Origin of the sequence: Nitrosarchaeum sp. AC2, assembly GCF_013407385.1 — an archaeon.
Taxonomy (GTDB): domain Archaea; phylum Thermoproteota; class Nitrososphaeria; order Nitrososphaerales; family Nitrosopumilaceae; genus Nitrosarchaeum; species Nitrosarchaeum koreense.
The window spans coordinates 307,774-324,785 of sequence record NZ_CP030847.1 but is presented as its reverse complement, the minus strand read 5'-3'; the positions used below and the strand labels follow the sequence as shown (position 1 = coordinate 324,785).

The 17,012-nt window shown below is 31.8% G+C and carries 19 protein-coding genes, 1 tRNA gene and 1 rRNA gene; 11 read left to right on the top strand and 10 right to left on the bottom strand.

The genetic code is table 11. The features are described from left to right. Window position 1 precedes the first annotated feature (1 nt). On the top strand, window positions 2-871 hold the full coding sequence (locus DSQ20_RS01835; RefSeq protein WP_179365823.1) for a fumarylacetoacetate hydrolase family protein: 870 nt from the start codon (window positions 2-4) through the stop codon (window positions 869-871). On the opposite strand, the gene DSQ20_RS01830 is transcribed toward DSQ20_RS01835, so the two are convergent. Continuing rightward, complete coding sequence (locus tag DSQ20_RS01830) at window positions 868-1,644, bottom strand: GNAT family N-acetyltransferase (RefSeq protein WP_179365822.1); 777 nt, start codon at window positions 1,642-1,644, stop codon at window positions 868-870. The genes DSQ20_RS01835 and DSQ20_RS01830 overlap by 4 nt on opposite strands. A gap of 51 nt (window positions 1,645-1,695) precedes the next feature. Here DSQ20_RS01830 and DSQ20_RS01825 point away from each other — a divergent pair, with 51 nt between their 5' ends. The 4 genes from DSQ20_RS01825 to DSQ20_RS01810 are packed head-to-tail and all read left to right on the top strand — an operon-like array spanning window position 1,696 to window position 3,482. Beyond that, complete coding sequence (locus DSQ20_RS01825) at window positions 1,696-2,004, top strand: non-heme iron oxygenase ferredoxin subunit (protein ID WP_179365821.1); 309 nt, start codon at window positions 1,696-1,698, stop codon at window positions 2,002-2,004. Window positions 2,005-2,040: 36 nt separating this feature from the next. Continuing rightward, complete coding sequence (locus tag DSQ20_RS01820; protein ID WP_007549671.1) at window positions 2,041-2,310, top strand: UPF0147 family protein; 270 nt, start codon at window positions 2,041-2,043, stop codon at window positions 2,308-2,310. 25 nt (window positions 2,311-2,335) lie between these two features. After that, window positions 2,336-3,094: a class I SAM-dependent methyltransferase gene (locus DSQ20_RS01815; protein ID WP_179365820.1), complete on the top strand. Its 759-nt coding sequence runs from the start codon at window positions 2,336-2,338 to the stop codon at window positions 3,092-3,094. Window positions 3,095-3,134: 40 nt separating this feature from the next. Further along, on the top strand, window positions 3,135-3,482 hold the full coding sequence (locus tag DSQ20_RS01810) for a hypothetical protein (protein WP_179365819.1): 348 nt from the start codon (window positions 3,135-3,137) through the stop codon (window positions 3,480-3,482). Window positions 3,483-3,662: 180 nt separating this feature from the next. Here DSQ20_RS01810 and DSQ20_RS01805 read toward each other — a convergent pair. Continuing rightward, window positions 3,663-3,734: transfer RNA gene (locus DSQ20_RS01805), tRNA-His, on the bottom strand. A gap of 275 nt (window positions 3,735-4,009) precedes the next feature. Between DSQ20_RS01805 and DSQ20_RS01800 the strand changes: the two genes are divergently transcribed. After that, complete coding sequence (locus tag DSQ20_RS01800; protein WP_179365818.1) at window positions 4,010-5,026, top strand: magnesium transporter CorA family protein; 1,017 nt, start codon at window positions 4,010-4,012, stop codon at window positions 5,024-5,026. A 236-nt stretch (window positions 5,027-5,262) separates the two neighbouring features. On the opposite strand, the gene DSQ20_RS01795 is transcribed toward DSQ20_RS01800, so the two are convergent. The 4 genes from DSQ20_RS01795 to DSQ20_RS01780 form a co-directional block, all read right to left on the bottom strand. Continuing rightward, window positions 5,263-5,535: a hypothetical protein gene (locus DSQ20_RS01795; protein ID WP_007549667.1), complete on the bottom strand. Its 273-nt coding sequence runs from the start codon at window positions 5,533-5,535 to the stop codon at window positions 5,263-5,265. A 79-nt stretch (window positions 5,536-5,614) separates the two neighbouring features. Further along, a complete protein-coding gene (gene fsa, locus DSQ20_RS01790) occupies window positions 5,615-6,286 on the bottom strand; it encodes a fructose-6-phosphate aldolase (RefSeq protein ID WP_179365817.1) in 672 nt (223 codons plus the stop codon). After that, window positions 6,283-7,257, bottom strand: a complete 975-nt coding sequence (locus DSQ20_RS01785) for a transketolase family protein (RefSeq protein ID WP_179365816.1) — start codon at window positions 7,255-7,257, stop codon at window positions 6,283-6,285. Before DSQ20_RS01785 ends, fsa begins: the two co-directional genes overlap by 4 nt. Then, window positions 7,254-8,921, bottom strand: a complete 1,668-nt coding sequence (locus DSQ20_RS01780) for a ribulose-phosphate 3-epimerase (protein WP_179365815.1) — start codon at window positions 8,919-8,921, stop codon at window positions 7,254-7,256. Before DSQ20_RS01780 ends, DSQ20_RS01785 begins: the two co-directional genes overlap by 4 nt. Before the next feature lie 78 nt (window positions 8,922-8,999). Here DSQ20_RS01780 and DSQ20_RS01775 point away from each other — a divergent pair, with 78 nt between their 5' ends. Continuing rightward, window positions 9,000-9,374, top strand: a complete 375-nt coding sequence (locus tag DSQ20_RS01775) for a hypothetical protein (RefSeq protein ID WP_179365814.1) — start codon at window positions 9,000-9,002, stop codon at window positions 9,372-9,374. Window positions 9,375-9,409: 35 nt separating this feature from the next. Further along, complete coding sequence (locus DSQ20_RS01770; protein WP_179365813.1) at window positions 9,410-10,882, top strand: leucyl aminopeptidase; 1,473 nt, start codon at window positions 9,410-9,412, stop codon at window positions 10,880-10,882. Window positions 10,883-11,159: 277 nt separating this feature from the next. Here the strand turns inward: DSQ20_RS01770 and rrf are convergent. After that, window positions 11,160-11,279, bottom strand: a 5S ribosomal RNA gene (gene rrf / locus DSQ20_RS01765). Window positions 11,280-11,370: 91 nt separating this feature from the next. On the opposite strand from rrf, the gene DSQ20_RS01760 reads away from it, so the two are divergent. Further along, window positions 11,371-13,158 carry a ribosome biogenesis/translation initiation ATPase RLI gene (locus tag DSQ20_RS01760; RefSeq protein ID WP_179365812.1) on the top strand — a complete coding sequence of 596 codons (1,788 nt, stop codon included), beginning with the start codon at window positions 11,371-11,373 and terminating at the stop codon, window positions 13,156-13,158. A gap of 5 nt (window positions 13,159-13,163) precedes the next feature. Then, window positions 13,164-13,991 carry a class I SAM-dependent methyltransferase family protein gene (locus DSQ20_RS01755; protein WP_179366288.1) on the top strand — a complete coding sequence of 276 codons (828 nt, stop codon included), beginning with the start codon at window positions 13,164-13,166 and terminating at the stop codon, window positions 13,989-13,991. On the opposite strand, the gene DSQ20_RS01750 is transcribed toward DSQ20_RS01755, so the two are convergent. Then, entirely contained in the window at window positions 13,992-14,210 is a 219-nt protein-coding gene (locus DSQ20_RS01750) for a hypothetical protein (protein WP_048109348.1), read from the bottom strand. It lies immediately after the preceding gene. Between the two features lie 38 nt (window positions 14,211-14,248). Continuing rightward, complete coding sequence (locus tag DSQ20_RS01745; RefSeq protein WP_179365811.1) at window positions 14,249-14,746, bottom strand: GNAT family N-acetyltransferase; 498 nt, start codon at window positions 14,744-14,746, stop codon at window positions 14,249-14,251. 75 nt (window positions 14,747-14,821) lie between these two features. Between DSQ20_RS01745 and DSQ20_RS01740 the strand changes: the two genes are divergently transcribed. Next, window positions 14,822-15,928, top strand: coding sequence for a site-2 protease family protein (locus tag DSQ20_RS01740; protein WP_179365810.1), 1,107 nt, complete (start codon window positions 14,822-14,824; stop codon window positions 15,926-15,928). Here the strand turns inward: DSQ20_RS01740 and DSQ20_RS01735 are convergent. Continuing rightward, complete coding sequence (locus tag DSQ20_RS01735; RefSeq protein WP_179365809.1) at window positions 15,920-17,002, bottom strand: transcriptional regulator; 1,083 nt, start codon at window positions 17,000-17,002, stop codon at window positions 15,920-15,922. The two genes, DSQ20_RS01740 and DSQ20_RS01735, sit on opposite strands and share 9 nt — an antisense overlap. Window positions 17,003-17,012 lie beyond the last annotated feature (10 nt).

Here is a 17,012-nt window from a genome sequence, read left to right as displayed (position 1 = left end):
TATGAAGATAGCAAGATTAGTTCATGAAAATAATGAAACATATGGTTTTGTAAAAGGAGATAGAGTTGCAACAAAGGATGAAATAACTTATCAAACAGGAGTTCCAATTCCACAAAGTATCAAGGATTTTCTTTTTGATGGATGGTTTGATGAAATCAAAGATAAAATTGATACTCTACCATATGAAGAAAACATTTCAAAATTTAAATTATTAAGTCCAATTCCAAATCCAAATAAAATAATATGTTTGGCTTTTAATTATATAGATCATGCAAAAGAACAGAATTTATCGCCACCTGATGAACCTGCCATAGTCCTAAAACCTAGAACTGCTTTAAACGGTACAGGTTCTGACATAGTTTGCCCAGACTTTGTTACGCAGTTGGATTATGAAGTTGAATTAGCTTTGATTATAGGTAAAAATTGTAAAAACATCAATGAAAAGCAAGCTGTAGATGCAATATTTGGATATATGATATTAAACGATGTATCTGCACGCGATATTCAGTTTAAAGACAAGCAATTCACTAGAGGGAAAAGTTTTGATACATTTGCACCATCTGGACCATGGATAACAACAGCAGATGAAATCAAAGATCCACAGAACTTAAAATTAACAACCAAAATTAATGGGGAGATACGACAGAATTCATCTACAAGTAACATGTTCATAAAAATACCAGAGATAGTTTCGAGATTAAGTAAGGTTATGACTCTAGAAAAAGGGGACATCATTTCAACTGGAACTCCAGCAGGAGTAATGCTGAACAAACCTAATGCAGTATTTCTTAAAAATGGGGATAAAGTAGAGATGGAAATTGAGAATTTAGGTATTTTAAAAAATACAATCAGATTTGTAAATGAGAATTAGGCCAAAGATTTTTTCATTAGATTAAATGTAATTTTGTGTTCTAATGTGTTTATTGTAGATAATTTGGCTCTAGTTAAAATTTGTATTTTTTGATATTTGTTTTCCGCTCCATAGTTTTGTATGTATAAAATTAGATCTAATGTATTGGATAATGAACCAGAAATTAAAGTTACAATCAAAATTTTATCAAAATGCTCAGAATCAGTTAGAACTGCAATAGAGATTGGACCGGATTTATCTGAAAAAATTATTTTATTTTGTTTGTAAAAAGATAACATGATTTTTTTATCTAAAGGCAACCATCTCCAAGATTTTACATAATGAGGAATTTTTGATTGATCAAAACTATTGCCAAATTGAATTTCATGACTATTGTTAATCTGAGGAATAAGTGAATAAAAATTCCAGGTTTGAAATATACCATAACCAAGGTTTTTTGCCATTGAAAGAGATTTGTGATTTTTAACATCTATCAACATAAAAGAAAATGGAATTTGTTTTTCTTTAGCAATTAATTCTACATGTTGGACTAATTTTTTAGCGAAACCTTGTCTACGAAAATCTGGATTAATTCTGATTCCTTCAATCCATACTTGCTTTTTAGAGAAAAATGCATGAGTTATACCAATTGGATGTTCTTTCTCTATAATGAATAAATTATCTTCGGACAACCAAGAATTCCAGACATCTTGAATATAATCACCCCATGAAAAAGTATTATGACAAAAGTTCAGCATTACAGATTTATCTGAATCAACTGCATTTCTTATCATAATTGTACACATATACGAAAAAATATTAAGAATGATTGATTAAAAACGATAATGGGTAAAATTATAGCCGGAAAAACAGCAGATGTTCCTCCTGGAAAAATGATCAAAGTGTCAATTGACGGTAAAGAAATAATGGTTGCAAATGTTGACGGTACATATTGTGCCATGGATGATTCATGTACTCATTCTGGTTCAAGTCTCTCAGAGGGAAAATTAGATGGCTGTAATGTAATTTGTGGATGGCATGGAGCCCAATTTGATTGTAAAACTGGTAAATTAGTTAAATTCCCAGCTAAAATTAGAGATGTAGCATCATATAACGTATCAATAGAGTCAGATAACATATTTCTAGAGATGTGACTATATACCTCAAATTAACATTAAATGGTGTAAAAAATGGCTGATGAAAAACAAAACAAAGAATCAATGAAAGAAGCAATTGAAACATTAAATCAAATTGCTACAAGTCATTCAACGCCAAAGACAATTAAAAAATCAATTACAGATTTGATAGCGGAGTTAAATAATGAAGAATATTCATTGTCAGTAAGAGCAAACAATACAATAAGTTTGCTTGATGATGTTACACAAGATCCAAATATGCCCTCATATGTAAGAACACAGTTATGGCAAGCAGTTTCAAAACTTGAAAGCATAAGAGAATAATTCAAGTATAGTTTTAATCATAATATTGAAAATAGAAGAATATCTCAAATCATTACCTGAAAGCATAGTTAGTGGAGAAGAAGTTCAATTACCAGAGAAATCATTTAGAGATATTTTTAATTTTTTAAAATTAGAAAAAAATGATATTTTTTATCATCTTGGATGTGGAGATGGAACTGGAATCTCCATAGCATTAAAAGAATATCAGGTGAAAAAAGCTGTGGGTGTTGATAACAATCCAGAAAAAATTAAACTAGCAAAAAATATTCTAGATAAAAATAAGATACAAGGTAAATTAATTTGTGAGGACATACAAAATGTGGACATTTCTGATGCTACCGCAATTTTGTTTTGGTTTACAAATGAAGATATCATCAATAATATGATGAATAAATTTAAAGATCTAAAAAAAGGGACAAGAATAATTACAATTTGGGGGCCATTGCCAGATTGCCTTCCTGAAAAAGTAAAATTTCCATACATAATTAATTTAGTTCCTTTTAAAAAAGCAAATAGTTTACAAGAACAAGTATTAGCAGTTTTTGGAGTAAAATGTATAGATTTTGTAACAGCATGGGAATTTGCTGAGAGATATACAAAGGCTATCAGTACTCCAGAAATTGAAAATGATAGATTTTTGACAATTATTCAAACTCTAGTAATTTGGATTAATGCAAAGAATTTAGGAGTATCGTGTGGAGAGAAAATCCCGGAATCCATTAAAACGTACATAGACATAATGAAAACTCATTTCAATATTGATTTTGAACATCTTTTAAAATAATTTGTGTAATCCTTTTATTTTATGTAAATCATATAGAATCATGATAGATAGAATTAACATTAATGTATCTGCAATAGATTATGATAAAACAAGTAAGGCAATAACAAACCAGCTTTCACTTTTGGAAGAAATGGTTCACAGTCAAGATGATTTTGTTATGACAGATTCTGAATTTGCTTTTGGATGGCACTTTTTTGTTGTTAGTGTTAATAAAACATTAGTAGAAAAACTAGCTGATCAGATGGGAGTTGATTTTGATAAATTCAAAGGGAAGGGTTTAGAAAAAAAATTTCTATCTTGGCTTACAAGTAATTTAGAAGGTAAAATACCAAGATTTAAGCTGGCAATAAAAGAAGAAATGGAATCAAGCAAATATGGCATTTTTTAAAAAGTAATTTACCAAAAAATAAAAATATCGCAATTATAAAAACTGCAAAAATGGCAGAAGGTAAAGGTTGCAATACTTGCAATTCAGAACATGATGGAAATTTTTACAGATTTTGTAAATGCTCATGTCATGACAGAATTGCACGAGAAATTGTAGGTTAAAATCATAAAAAAATTTGTAGGCCCTCGAGGGGAATCGAACCCCTGTCCGGGGATCCACAGTCCCCTATACTAGCCACTGTACTACGAGGGCCACAAGAATAAAAAATTGTTTATCCCGTAATAATCTTTGATTTATCTCATTGAAAATTAGCCTGTAGATTTATTATTAACTAACAGAATTTATAGTCATGAGATTTTGGTGGATAGCTATGGGAATAACAATTGGACTTACATGGATTGGCGTCAATTTCTTTCTTCCATGGAAATAGCATAAAATTCTAGAAAAGAATCAAATTCATGAAAATTATAAAAAAATAGGGAAAAAAGCGATCGCTTTAAATTTGTTAAATCGAGTTACCATTCAACTTGAAAAAAGGATTCATTACTAATAGACTACATGTTGGAAAAAAACCACAAGCGGTACCTGTAGAAAGAAAAATTGAAACCGTTGAGGGTAAGAGATTTTTGTGGATTGATCTACAAAATCCAGATAGAAGTGATATTGAAAAATTAGCTGAGACATACCGTTTGAACACATTAAACATTGAAGACTGTATGACTAAATCAGAACTTCCAAAACTAGATAGTTATCAGGATCATTTTTTTGTGATATTACATTTTCCATCTCTATTAAGACAGCCGGGAATTTCAAGAAATAGTCAGTTATCAATATTCATCGGAAAAGATTTTCTCATAACAGTTCATCAAGGAGATTTAAAGCCATTAGTAGATTTAGTAAATATTTGTAAAAATGATTTAGATGTACACAGAAAAGAAAGAATATTAGGAAAATCTGTAGAATATCTCCTCCATGAAATAGTAGACATTCTAGTGGATGAACTCTTACATATATCAAGAAAAGTAATTGCAAATTTAGATGATCTTGAAGATGAAGTTTTTGATGAAAAAATATCTGTTGCAAGAAGTATAGCCTTACTTAGAAGAGAAATTAATGTAATGAGACGAATAGCAAATCCATTAAAGAAATTCGTATTAGAAATTACAAAAAATATTAAAAAATTTTCTGAGGAAGATGATCTATCGCTATATTTTGATGATGTGATAGATCATATTGATAAAGTAATTGAAACGCTGGAAGAATCTAGAGAAACAATGGAAATTTACAAAGATACTGACTTCATGTTAAGTACTGAAAAAACAAATAAAGTACTTGCGGCATTAACAATAATTTTTACGTTTGCAATTCCTGGAACAGTAATTGGAACATTTTATGGGATGAACATAAATTTGCCAGGGGGGTTAAATGATCAAGTATTATTTTTAGGACCATATACAGTATTAATATTAATTATTTTGGCATCAACAATACCTGTCGCATTGATGTTTATTTATTTCAAAAAACTGGGTTGGATTGGTAGATAAAACAACATAATATTCACTACAGAATATTATAAAAAATAGTTTTCAATTTTAAAAAATGTATCAAATAAGATAATTGTATCATATCAATTAATACTAAATTTTGTGAGTAATACACATTATAATAAAATGAGTGTAGTTATAGGTTGAATAATTTTACAGAATATCACAAAGATGATTTTTAGTGAATAAATAACATTTGAATAACATATACGAAATTAAAAAGGAAAATTGAGGTTCTACGATGAACCTTTGTTAGTACTCTTTCTTGAACCTGTTCCTCTACCAGTGATTCGGGTCATACCCTCGGTTGAAGGTCTTGGTTTTGAATCTGGTAAATCTCCTAGTCTTTTTGAGCCAGTTCCTCTACCGGTATGAATCATTCTATTTGCGGCTTGTTTTTTCTTTTCGTCTTGAATTTTTTTGTATTCGTCGCCTGCCCAGCCTTTTTTATCGTCATCAATTTCTCTGGTTCCAGTTCCCCTACCGGTTCTAATCTTGATTTTTCCCATAAGGTTAGTTAAGTTATCTTATATTTATTTAAGCTCATCATATCAGGTAATTGTACATATAATTTTGGATATGTAAATTTTAAATTTTAATGTCAGAATTTCCATCTTTTAGTTTTTTCCAATCAGATAGAAAATTTTCCAGCCCGATAGTTGTTAATGGGTGTTGGAGCATTTTATCTAGAACATTTGGAGGTAAAGTTACAACGTGTGCTCCAATTTTTGCGGCATCAATAACATGTAGCGGATGACGAATACTTGCAACAAGAATCTGTGTTTTAAAATCATCCTTATAATTATCAAATATTTCTTTAATGTCTTTAATCAATTTCATTCCGTCTTGACCAATATCATCTAATCGGCCGATAAATGGGCTAACATATTTTGCCCCTGATTTTGCAGCCAGTAATGCTTGGTTTGGAGAAAAAACCAAGGTAACATTTACAGGAATTCCTTCAGATGAAAGAGATTTGCAGGCCTTCAAACCATCAGAAGTCATTGGGACTTTAACAACAACATTTTTACCGTATTGACGTAATCGTTTTCCTTCTTCAATCATTTCAGAATATTTAGTACCTACAACTTCTAGGCTAACGTCGCCTTTGATAATTTTGGTGATTTCTTGCATAACGTCTTTTGGATTACCACCTTCTTTTGACATGAGAGAGGGATTTGTGGTAATTCCATCCAACAAACCCATATCATTGAATTTTCTGATGGATTCTAAATTTGCACTATCAAGAAAAATTTTCATAATTTTCTACTCCTTATTTCTTTTACTTGTTTGACCATATTAAAAGATGTTATTCCGTGTTTTTCCAAAAGTAGTGGAATTTCGTTATCTCGTGCAGATTCGCCAAACATATCTTGAGCACCGATTCTTTTAATGGGGACAGGATGTCTTTCAGAAACAGATTCTGCAACTGCAGAGCCCATACCTCCTAAAATATTGTGTTCTTCAGCTGTAACTATACATCCGGTTTCTCTGGCTGCTTTTTCTAATATATCGCCATCAATTGGCTTTATAGAAAATATGTCCAACACTCTACAAGATATTCCCTCATGTTGTAAAGATTCAGCTGCTTCAAGTGCCATTCTTACAGTAATTCCACATGCAGCAATAGTACAATCAGAACCATCACGAATTGTAATTCCTTTACCAATTTGGAAATCTTGGGATTCAGAATGAACTACTGGTGTATTTGATCTTGCCATTCTCATGTAAAATGGACCGTATTCATTTGCCATTAATCTAGTTAATTTTGAAACTGCAATTGTATCTGCAGGGATAAAAACTCGGAAATTTGGAATCACTCGCATTATTGCAATATCTTCAATTTGTTGATGTGAACCGCCATCGGGTCCAACTGATAGACCACCATGAGAAACTACTAATTTTACATTAAGACCTTTTTTATTTCCAGGAGAAGGATAAGCTATTCCGTTTCTTATTTGATCAACTGCGCGACCAGGTAAAAATATAGCATAAGTGCTAGCAAAGGATATTTTTCCAGAAGCTGCAAGTCCTGCAGACATTGAAACTAGATTAGCTTCTGCAATACCTACGTTAAAGAATCTATTTGGAAATGCTTTTCCAAAACCAGAAGTTTTGAGTGAATCAGTTGTGTCTGCACCCAAAACTACTATGTTTGGATTTTCTTTTCCTAGTTCAATTAGTATTTTTGAATACTCTGAACGCATGTCGGTCATAATGGGTTGATTCAAAGATAACTTGCCTCTTTTGCTATTTGTTTAATCTGTTCTTGTTTTTCTCCAACAACATGTAGTCCAATCCATTTTTTAACGAGTTCAGAACCTCCTAATTCATTTGCTTTATCAAGTAATAATTTTCGTCTAGTTTTAAGAACTTGATTTCTAAAATCTCTAATAGCACCACGTACATCTTGTTTTCCAATAATTGCACTACCACCCACAAAAACTCGAGCGCCATCTGCAAAGCAAGAACCAATATTATCAAAAGTTACACCACCGTCAGCCTCAATATAACCAGAAAACTTGTGCACATTTAGAATAGCTTTCAATCTAGTCATTTTTTCATGTGTTTCTTCAATGTATTTTTGACCAGATTTTCCAGGTACAACAGACATTACAATTAGTTGATCAAGAGAGGCAATGAATTTGTAAGACCATTCAGGAAGTTCAGTATTTGGATTAATTGCAAGACCCACACCAACTTTATTTTGTTTTAGATAATCATGTATTTCACCAAAACTTGTTTCATCACAAACTTCAGCATGTACAGTAATTATATCACTTCCAGCTTCAACATAATCTTTGACATGTTTTACAGGTTCATTGATCATCAGATGAGTATCAAATGGGAGCACTGTTAATGATCGTAATTCTTTGATTTTTGTATGATCGAAAGTTTTGGTTGGAACAAATTGACCATCCATAACATCAAGATGAATAAAGTCGGCTCTGCCAGATATACATCGCTTAATCTCATTTTCAAGATTATTCATATCACCAGCAATGATTGATGGAGCAATCATAAACTGAGAATCAAGTTCTAAATCAATTATTGGTGTAACATCTGAATCAGGTGCTTTTCCATGCCATTGCGGATTATCTTCCATGTGTTCAACTCCTTTTCCTTTAATTGTTCTAGCGATAATTATTGAGGGAATTCCTTTTGTAGAATTTGCTTTAGTAATAGCTGCATCTATTTGTTCAATTCTATGTCCATCAATTTCAATTACATTCCATCCAAATGATCTCCATTTATCACCTGTCTTCCATCGTGAAGCATCTTTCCACATTTCAGAGATGTCATCTCCTTCTAGTTTTTCATCTAATGGCATAATTTTTTCTGTGTATGAATCCTGTTGTATAAAATTTCTATCCAAAAATGCTGTAAGATTATCTACTTTGTATTTTGCAGCTGTCATTGCTGCTTCCCATATTTGACCTTCATCTGACTCACCGTCACCTATTATAGTATAGACATGATGATTTTTACCATCAATTTTACCAGCAAGTGCAACACCAATAGAATAAGATAAACCAGTGCCCAAAGAACCACCACAGAATTCAACTCCAGGACATTTTAGATCAGGATGACCCTGTAATTTACTTCCAAATTGTCTTAAAGTTTCAAGTTGAGATTCTGGAAAATAGCCTGCAACAGCCATATTTGAAAACAAGCCAGGTCCTGCATGCCCTTTAGATAAGATTAGGCGATCTCGATCTTCCCATTGAGGATTGTTAGGATCATACTGCAAATGTTTGTAAAATAAACATCCTAAGATTTCGGCCATTGAGAAAGACCCTCCTGGATGACCAGAACCTGCATTGTTTAATGCTTTAATTACTAATTTACGAGCACGAAGAACATTTTTTTTGATTAGATAATAATTTAGTCTCATTTCTCGATTGCGATAACTACAAATTTAATAAAAATCTACTTCTGCAAAATTTTAATCTGACGATTACCAATGATGAATGTGGATATCAATGAAGAATTACCAATAATAGTTTATGATAATCAGTGTTATTTGTGTGTAAAATTTGCAAAAATGATTGAATTTCTTTCAAGAGGTAGTTTCACAATGATCGGACATTATTCAGATTTCGGTATAAAACTAAGAAAGATGTTAGGAGAATCAGCAACAGAGATGTTTTGGTTAATAGATAAAAAAACCGCATATGGTGGAAGAGCAGCACTATTACCATTGTTAAAAGCAATCATTACAACAAAACATGTTAAATCAAATAATACAAAAGTAGATGTGCAGTGTGAACAAGACTGTAAAACTGTAAAAGCCGTCTTCATAAGATCGGTAAGTTTATTTTCAAATAGCAAAAAAATAGATCTCTAGTAAATCTAAATAATACATCAAAACCAATCAGCATAATGAAGATTCGATTAGAAAACCCAAGCAATTCTAAAAAGAAAACTGCTATGCTTTGTGGATACGTATTAGAAAATTCTGATAAAATATTAGGATTACAAAATTTTAATTCAAAAATTACCTCATCAATAAAGCAATCAATAAATGACATGGGTGGAATATTTGGTAAAATAGTAGTAATTCCAACTACCGAAAAATCAACTCAAAGAATTCTGTTAGTCGGATTAGGTAAAAAAGAAGACTTTACAAACGATACAATCAGGTTTGTTTCAGGCAAAATTGCTCAAAAAGCTAAAGAATTGAAACTGAAAGAATTTACCATAATAGCACCACCAAGTTCTCTTATCGAACCTCTTTCATCAGTATCTCAAATAGTAGAGGGATGTAAGATGTCTCTTTATAAGTTTGAAAAATATAAATCAAAAAAAGAAAACACCGATCCTAATCTTACAATATTAATTTCTAAATCAGAGAAGATCTCAAATTCAATAAAAACTGCAGAAATTATTTCAGATGGTGTTATTTACACAAAAAGTATTGCAAATTTACCACCCAATGAATGCACACCAACAACACTTGCAAATTTTTCAAGAATAATAGCAAAAAAGAACAATATGAAATGTAACATAATATCCAAAGTAGAACTCAAAAAAAGAGGATTTGGTGGAATTTTTGCCGTAGGACAAGGCAGTAAAAACGAACCAAAATTAATTATTTTAGAACATTTTCGTGGCCCTAAAAACGAAAAACCAATTGTGCTAGTTGGAAAAGCTGTAACATTTGACACTGGTGGAATTTCATTAAAACCAGGTGAAAAAATGGATGAAATGAAATTCGATAAATGTGGAGGATGCACAGTTATTGGAATCATGAAAGCGGTTTCAGAATTAAAATTACCAATTAACTTAGTAGGGATTATTCCATCTGTTGAAAATATGCCAGGTGGCGAAGCATATAGACCGGGAGACATCATAAAATTATACAACGGAAAAACAGCAGAGATTTTGAATACAGATGCGGAAGGTCGAATCATTTTAGCTGATGCGTTATCATATGGTGAAAAACAATATTCACCAAAGGCAATTATTGATTTTGCAACATTAACTGGAGCCTGTATAATTGCTTTAGGAACAAACATTGCAGGTATGGTTTCAAATAATAAAAAATTGACAGATATGATAATTGAATCTTCAAAAAGAACAACGGAAGAGATTTGGAATCTTCCATTAAATGATGATTATATGGATATGATAAAATCCGAAGTTGCTGATATGAAAAATGTTGGAATTGGAAGAGCTGCTGGTACGATTACCGCTGCAGCATTTTTAAGAAATGCTATTGAAAAAACCCCTTGGGTTCACATCGATATTGCAGGAGTTGCCTGGACACAAATAGCAACAAAAGAAAAACCATACAATCCAAAAGGAGCTACAGGTTTTGGAGTAAGATTAATTTTAGATTATTTACAGAATTAATTTAAAAATAATTTAGTGGTTTAACTGCAAGTCTAAAACAAGTTTTGTAGTTTCTAAATGACCAGACACAACTATAAGATTTTAGAAAAATGTAAAATTAGTATCCACGACTATTTCTATCTGGTTTATCGGTGTTAGGATTTCGAAAACCATGTTTATCCATCATATGATTTAGAAAACGTATATCGTCTAAAAATGATTGTCCACAAACAACACAGTTAGGCATTGAAATCATTATGCAAACCATAAATTCCATATTAAAAGATTGATTGAAAGAAGATGCCAGCACTGTTGCTTCCCAAGAGCTCTCGCATCTTAGTAGCACAACAGCGACGTTAGGTTTGACTTCCAAGTTCGGAATGGGATTGGGTCGCACCCTAACGCTATGGCCGGCTTGAAAAATCTTCACAGAATCTCATCTATTAAGGTAACGCCTCTTAGTGGACAGTTCAAAAGAGGTATAAATCAAGGCAAAATAGAATTACGACATGACCCATAGAGTTGCAGTACTTGATAGAGATCTTTGTCAGCCAAAAAAATGTGGTTTAGAATGCATAAAATATTGTCCTGTCAACAAGTCAGGAGCTGACTGTATCATTCTAAACGAAGAGGTAAAAAAAGCCCAGATAGATGAAGAGGTTTGTAATGGGTGTGGCATTTGTGTAAAAGTTTGTCCATTTGATGCAATTACAATTGTCAATTTAGCATCAGAATTAGCATCAGATAAAATTCACCAATACGGTCCAAATTCGTTTAGATTATACAAATTACCTACTCCAAGAAAAGGAGAAGTTGTAGGATTACTTGGTAGAAACGGAATGGGAAAAAGCACAGTAGTAAACATTCTATCTGGAAATTTAAAACCAAATTTGGGAAGATATGAAAATCCTCCAGAGTGGGACGAGATTTTAAAGTATTACAGTGGAACCGAATTGAAATCTCATTTTGAAAAAATTAAAAATAAACAAATACGTGCGTCAATTAAACCACAACAAGTGCATCATGTTGCACAAGCATTTGACGGAACTGGAAAAGATCTAATAGAAAAATATGATGAACGTGGAATATCTAGAGAATTAATCAAGGAATTAGGATTAGAGAATTCCATGGAGCAGAATTTAAAAGAACTTAGCGGGGGAGAACTTCAAAGATTATCCATAGCTGCAGTTGCATCAAAAGATACCGAGTTTTATTTTTTTGATGAGCCTTCATCATATAATGATGTATTTCAAAGAAAAAGCGTAGCAAGAGTAATCCACAGTCTAGCTAAAATTGGAAAAAGTGTGATGGTTGTAGAACATGATTTAACATTACTTGATTATCTAAGTGATTATATTGAATTGCTTTATGGTGAACCTGCAGCGTATGGTATTGTTTCTAACGTATTATCAACTAAAATTGGAATCAATGTATTTCTTGATGGTTATCTACCAACTGAAAATGTAAGATTTAGAGACAAAAAATTTTCTTTTGATGTATCTTCAACTTCAACAGATGAATTTCAAGAGGGAAGTGAAATTATGGCATATCCAAAACTAGAAAAAAAATATCCAAGTTTCTCAGTAACAATTGAGCCTGGCAGAGTAAGAAAAGGTGAAGTATTGGGAATAATGGGGGCAAATGCACTTGGAAAAACAACATTGATGAAGATGATTGCAGGAGTAGAAAAACCTGATTCTGGTGAGATAGATAAAAAAATAAAAATTGCGTACAAACCACAATATCTTCAAAATGATATTGATGTAGAAGTCATAGTATTATTAGACAAAGCAAATGGAAGTCAAATTGAAGGAAGTCAAGAAGAAGAACAAATACTTGAACCACTAAAAATTAAAAAACTTTACAATAAATCTGTAAAGAATCTGTCAGGGGGAGAATTACAAAAAATTTCAGTTGCAGCATGTCTTTTACAAAAAGTAGATCTTTATGCATTAGATGAACCATCTGCATTTTTAGATGTGGAAGATAGAATAACTATCGCAAAGTTTTTACAAAAATTTGTTAGATCATTTGGTAAAACAGCAATTGTAATAGATCACGATATACAATTAATGGATTTGATTTCTGACTCTATGATAATTTTTGAAGGTGTATCAGGGGTATCTGGACATGCGACATCTCCAATGCCAAAAGCAGATGCGATGAACAGATTTCTAAAATCATTGGATATGTCATTCCGAAGAGATGAGAAAAGTTTGAGACCACGAGTTAACAAATTAGAAAGCAGGCTAGATAAAAACCAAAAAGATTCTGGAAATTACTATTACAAAGGATGACTCGAATGCTAAAAAAGGCATTGGAAAGCATACTCAGCGAGCAAGAAAGTCAAGAACTTATCTCATCTTTTGATCAGATTGGCGATATAATTATAGTAAGGATTCCAGATTCATTACTTTCAAAGAAAAAAATTATTGGCGAAACGCTGTTAAAACAAGTAAAAATTGCAAAAAGTGTTTTTTATCAAGCGTCTGCCGTAGAAGGAGATTTTCGCACAAGAGATTTAGAAATCTTAGCAGGCGATAACAAAACAGAAACAGAATACAAGGAATTTGGCTGTAAATTCATAGTAGATGTTGAAAATGCATTTTTTTCTCCTAGATTATCTACAGAAAGGGAGAGAATATCCAATTTAGTTCAAAATGGAGAAACCATAGTCAATATGTTTGCGGGAGTAGGCATGTTCTCAGTCATGATTGCAAAAAAAAAGAAATGTACAGTGTATAGCATAGACATTAATCCAATCGCAGCAAAACTTTGTGAAAAAAATATCAAATCAAATAAACTTGTAGGGAATATAGTCTCAATTAATGGAGATGCATTACAGATAATTCAAGAACAACTACAAAATAAATCAGATAGAACGTTAATGCTGCTACCCGAAAGATCAGATGAATTTTTAAAATCTGCCATTAATGCAACTAAAAATGGTGGGATTATTCACTATTATTCACATATTCATGCAGATAAAAAATCAGATGCAGGAAAACTTTCTGAAGAACATTATTTGCAGATCTCACCTGTCAAATCAGAAATTTTAGGATCAAAAATTGTAAGAGCTGTTGGTCCAAGATATTATCAAACTGTTGTAGATGTAAAAATTTCAAAATAATTAATCATCAGATGAGATTGATGCAGAGGATGGTTTTGTAGTTGCCATAACATAACCAATCCATGCCACAACACCAAGAATTCCACCTGCAATCATCAAAATTGATAGTTGTAAAACAATTGGACTCCATTCAGATAGCATCAATAAATATGCATAAAGAAAAAATGCTGTAATACACAATACAAAAATTGTGACACCCATGCCTTTACGCTTATCCATTAAATTGAAGTTTGTTGTGAGTTATTTATTGGTTTGAACTAATCTAATTCAATTGCCATTAGATAAGCATCTTCACCATCACGATAATACGCATTAAGTTTTTGTCTAATAATGAATCCTAATTTTTCATATAATCTAACAGCATCATTATTACTGCATCTTACTTCAAGATAGAACTCATCACATTTTTTGAGTTTAACACCATTTACAGATTCTTCAACTAATGCTTTTCCTATTCCTTTTTTTCTATATTCATCAAGAACTGCAACTGAGACCATATGACCTTTTTTTACGAATCCTAATTTTTTAAAATTTGAAAATCCATATTCAGTTTTACACATTATGTATCCAACATGTTTTCCTCTAATTTCTGCAACAATAAATGCCTCTGGTATTTCAGCTAACAAGCTTTCATAGAAATAATCAGAATAGTGTTCAGGAAGGGTTTTCAGATTTATTTCCATGACTGGAATAAGATCGCTGGGATCTGCTCTCCGGATGTTACAATCGCCCAATTGCCTGAGAATTACTTGCATACTAGTATAATTTATTATCAATATTTAATTTTAAACCACAAAACCATTTAATGGAAAGAAATAGCCGTAAAGAGAATGAGTGAACCTTCTCAAGATGACATAATTTCATTAGTTAATTCATTATTTGAAGTAGATCAGTTCAACAAAGGAATGTATGCGTTGGAATTTAGGATTAGCGATAATAATTTTAAATCAAAATTTGAGGATTTGGCAAGAAAATTAGAAAATATGAGTTATGTATGCAAACTTGAACAGATGGATGATGGTAAATATCTAATAATTCAAAAATTTACTCCAAAAAAACAAAGAAAGTGGTTAAGCACCTCTTGGACTTCACGAATTTTGTTTGCAATTGTCATAACTTTTGTAATGATTGATGGGTTTTATCGTACTGCAGGAACTAATTCCATTATCAATATAGGTGATCCATTAGAGATGGCAGGAATCTATACACTGTCACTTTTAGGAATTTTAGGAGTTCATGAGTTAGGCCACATAGTTGCAGCTAAAATTCATAGATTAAAAACAACATGGCCATTTTTCATACCAGGAATACCAATTATAGGCATTCCTACTTTTGGTGCATTTATTCAATCACGTGGATTAACAATTAATCGTGAAATTTTATTTGATGTAGCTATTGCAGGACCAATTGCAGGACTAATAATTGCAATAATAGTTTCAATGTATGGAGCATACACTGCTCCCATATTACAAGAAGATGTTGCTCAAGGGCTTTTTGCAGAATCTAGATTAATTGAATGGAATCAAGGCGAACCATTATTGATGACTGCAAGTTTAGCATTATTTGGAAAAGGTGGACCAGGTCATGAAGTAATAATGACACCAGTGTTGTTTGCAGCCTGGATTGGATTTCTAATTACATTTTTGAATTTATTACCAGCATGGCAGTTAGACGGAGGACATATGGCAAGAACATTACTGGGATCTAAACTTCACAGATATGCAACATTTGGAAGTATGGCAATTCTTGTTTTATTAAATTATTGGCTAATGGCGATGCTAATTCTTGTTTTAAGTTCAAGAAACCCTAGTGCAACACCACTTGATGATATCTCGCCATTATCAAAAAACAGAAAACTGGCATATATTGGAATCATAGGTCTAGCTATTTTGTGTGCTCCTATACCATCAAATTTTATGTTTAATTTTTTATCTTAGTAAAACTCTAGCTCCATCCATTACAACTACAACTTTTTGTCTATTACCTTGTGTTTTCAAAATATAATCTAATGAAGGTTTAATTCCAGATAATGAAACCATGTTTAATTTTTTAACATAATAATCAGGAAGTATTGAAACCAAACCAATCTGAAAATTTTTTTGAATTTCAGATAAAAACAACAAATCTTCCATTCCAGAAATATATTTAGTTGGATTTCTAAGTTGTTCAACAGTTAATCTTCCCTCAATGTATTGTTGTAGTGCATCAGAGCCTAAACCAGATTTGCATTCTGCCACTAAGATTGCCAGACCTCCATTTTGTACAGCACTAGCACAATTCCAAAGAGATGAAAGAGATTTTCCAAGATTATCATTGCTAGAATCTTTACCAGTGCTAATTATCATTGATTTGTGATGACCTATATCTTTGATTGCAAATGATTCAAGGGTTTTTGTAGATAAAACAGTTTTAGATGGATGTCCTATTGAAAAATCGACAATACCTTGAGAATTTGCTACAATTTCAATTGCTTTGATTTCAAAATTATCGGCAAATTTTTTTGCTTCATCAAAACTTTCTGTTAATTGTCCTGGAGATGGGATATTATTTTTTCTTTTTGCATATGCAGAAAGCATTGATTCTTGACCGAATTTTTTAATTAATCGGGAACAAATTGTTTCATATCCAAATAATCCATCAAACTCTAATTCACCAATGAAAACAAGATTTGAATTAGAAAGAGCTGTGTTATCAAATTCATTAATTGAACTTCCTTCAGGTAATCCAGATTTTACTAGATTCATTATTTTTTTCTCAGCTAAAATTTTAGGAAACGGTAACGATTTTTGTTCACAAATTGTAAATAATGATGAAATAATTTTTTGAATAGATTTAGAATTATGTAATACCACAAGTTCCATAGGTTTTGTTAAATCAATTGTGGTGAGTTTTTCATTGATCGCTGCATCATCTAAGACTTTACCGTCAGAGTCAATTTTTTGCTCTAAATTCTCTGCCCGAATATCAAGTACAACATCAGTAATACCATAATTTAACCAAATTTCAGGCATGATTATTACA

Excerpts from the sequence above, each read along its gene's own strand:
- DSQ20_RS01835 (WP_179365823.1), top strand. The coding sequence starts at position 2 with ATGAAGATAGCAAGATTAGTTCATGAAAATAATGAAACATATGGTTTT.
- DSQ20_RS01830 (WP_179365822.1), bottom strand. The coding sequence starts at position 1,644 with ATGATAAGAAATGCAGTTGATTCAGATAAATCTGTAATGCTGAACTTT.
- DSQ20_RS01825 (WP_179365821.1), top strand. The coding sequence starts at position 1,696 with ATGGGTAAAATTATAGCCGGAAAAACAGCAGATGTTCCTCCTGGAAAA.
- DSQ20_RS01820 (WP_007549671.1), top strand. The coding sequence starts at position 2,041 with ATGGCTGATGAAAAACAAAACAAAGAATCAATGAAAGAAGCAATTGAA.
- DSQ20_RS01810 (WP_179365819.1), top strand. The coding sequence starts at position 3,135 with ATGATAGATAGAATTAACATTAATGTATCTGCAATAGATTATGATAAA.
- DSQ20_RS01795 (WP_007549667.1), bottom strand. The coding sequence starts at position 5,535 with ATGGGAAAAATCAAGATTAGAACCGGTAGGGGAACTGGAACCAGAGAA.
- fsa (WP_179365817.1), bottom strand. The coding sequence starts at position 6,286 with ATGAAAATTTTTCTTGATAGTGCAAATTTAGAATCCATCAGAAAATTC.
- DSQ20_RS01780 (WP_179365815.1), bottom strand. The coding sequence starts at position 8,921 with ATGAGACTAAATTATTATCTAATCAAAAAAAATGTTCTTCGTGCTCGT.
- DSQ20_RS01770 (WP_179365813.1), top strand. The coding sequence starts at position 9,410 with ATGAAGATTCGATTAGAAAACCCAAGCAATTCTAAAAAGAAAACTGCT.
- DSQ20_RS01760 (WP_179365812.1), top strand. The coding sequence starts at position 11,371 with ATGACCCATAGAGTTGCAGTACTTGATAGAGATCTTTGTCAGCCAAAA.
- DSQ20_RS01755 (WP_179366288.1), top strand. The coding sequence starts at position 13,164 with ATGCTAAAAAAGGCATTGGAAAGCATACTCAGCGAGCAAGAAAGTCAA.
- DSQ20_RS01750 (WP_048109348.1), bottom strand. The coding sequence starts at position 14,210 with ATGGATAAGCGTAAAGGCATGGGTGTCACAATTTTTGTATTGTGTATT.
- DSQ20_RS01745 (WP_179365811.1), bottom strand. The coding sequence starts at position 14,746 with ATGCAAGTAATTCTCAGGCAATTGGGCGATTGTAACATCCGGAGAGCA.
- DSQ20_RS01740 (WP_179365810.1), top strand. The coding sequence starts at position 14,822 with ATGAGTGAACCTTCTCAAGATGACATAATTTCATTAGTTAATTCATTA.
- DSQ20_RS01735 (WP_179365809.1), bottom strand. The coding sequence starts at position 17,002 with ATGCCTGAAATTTGGTTAAATTATGGTATTACTGATGTTGTACTTGAT.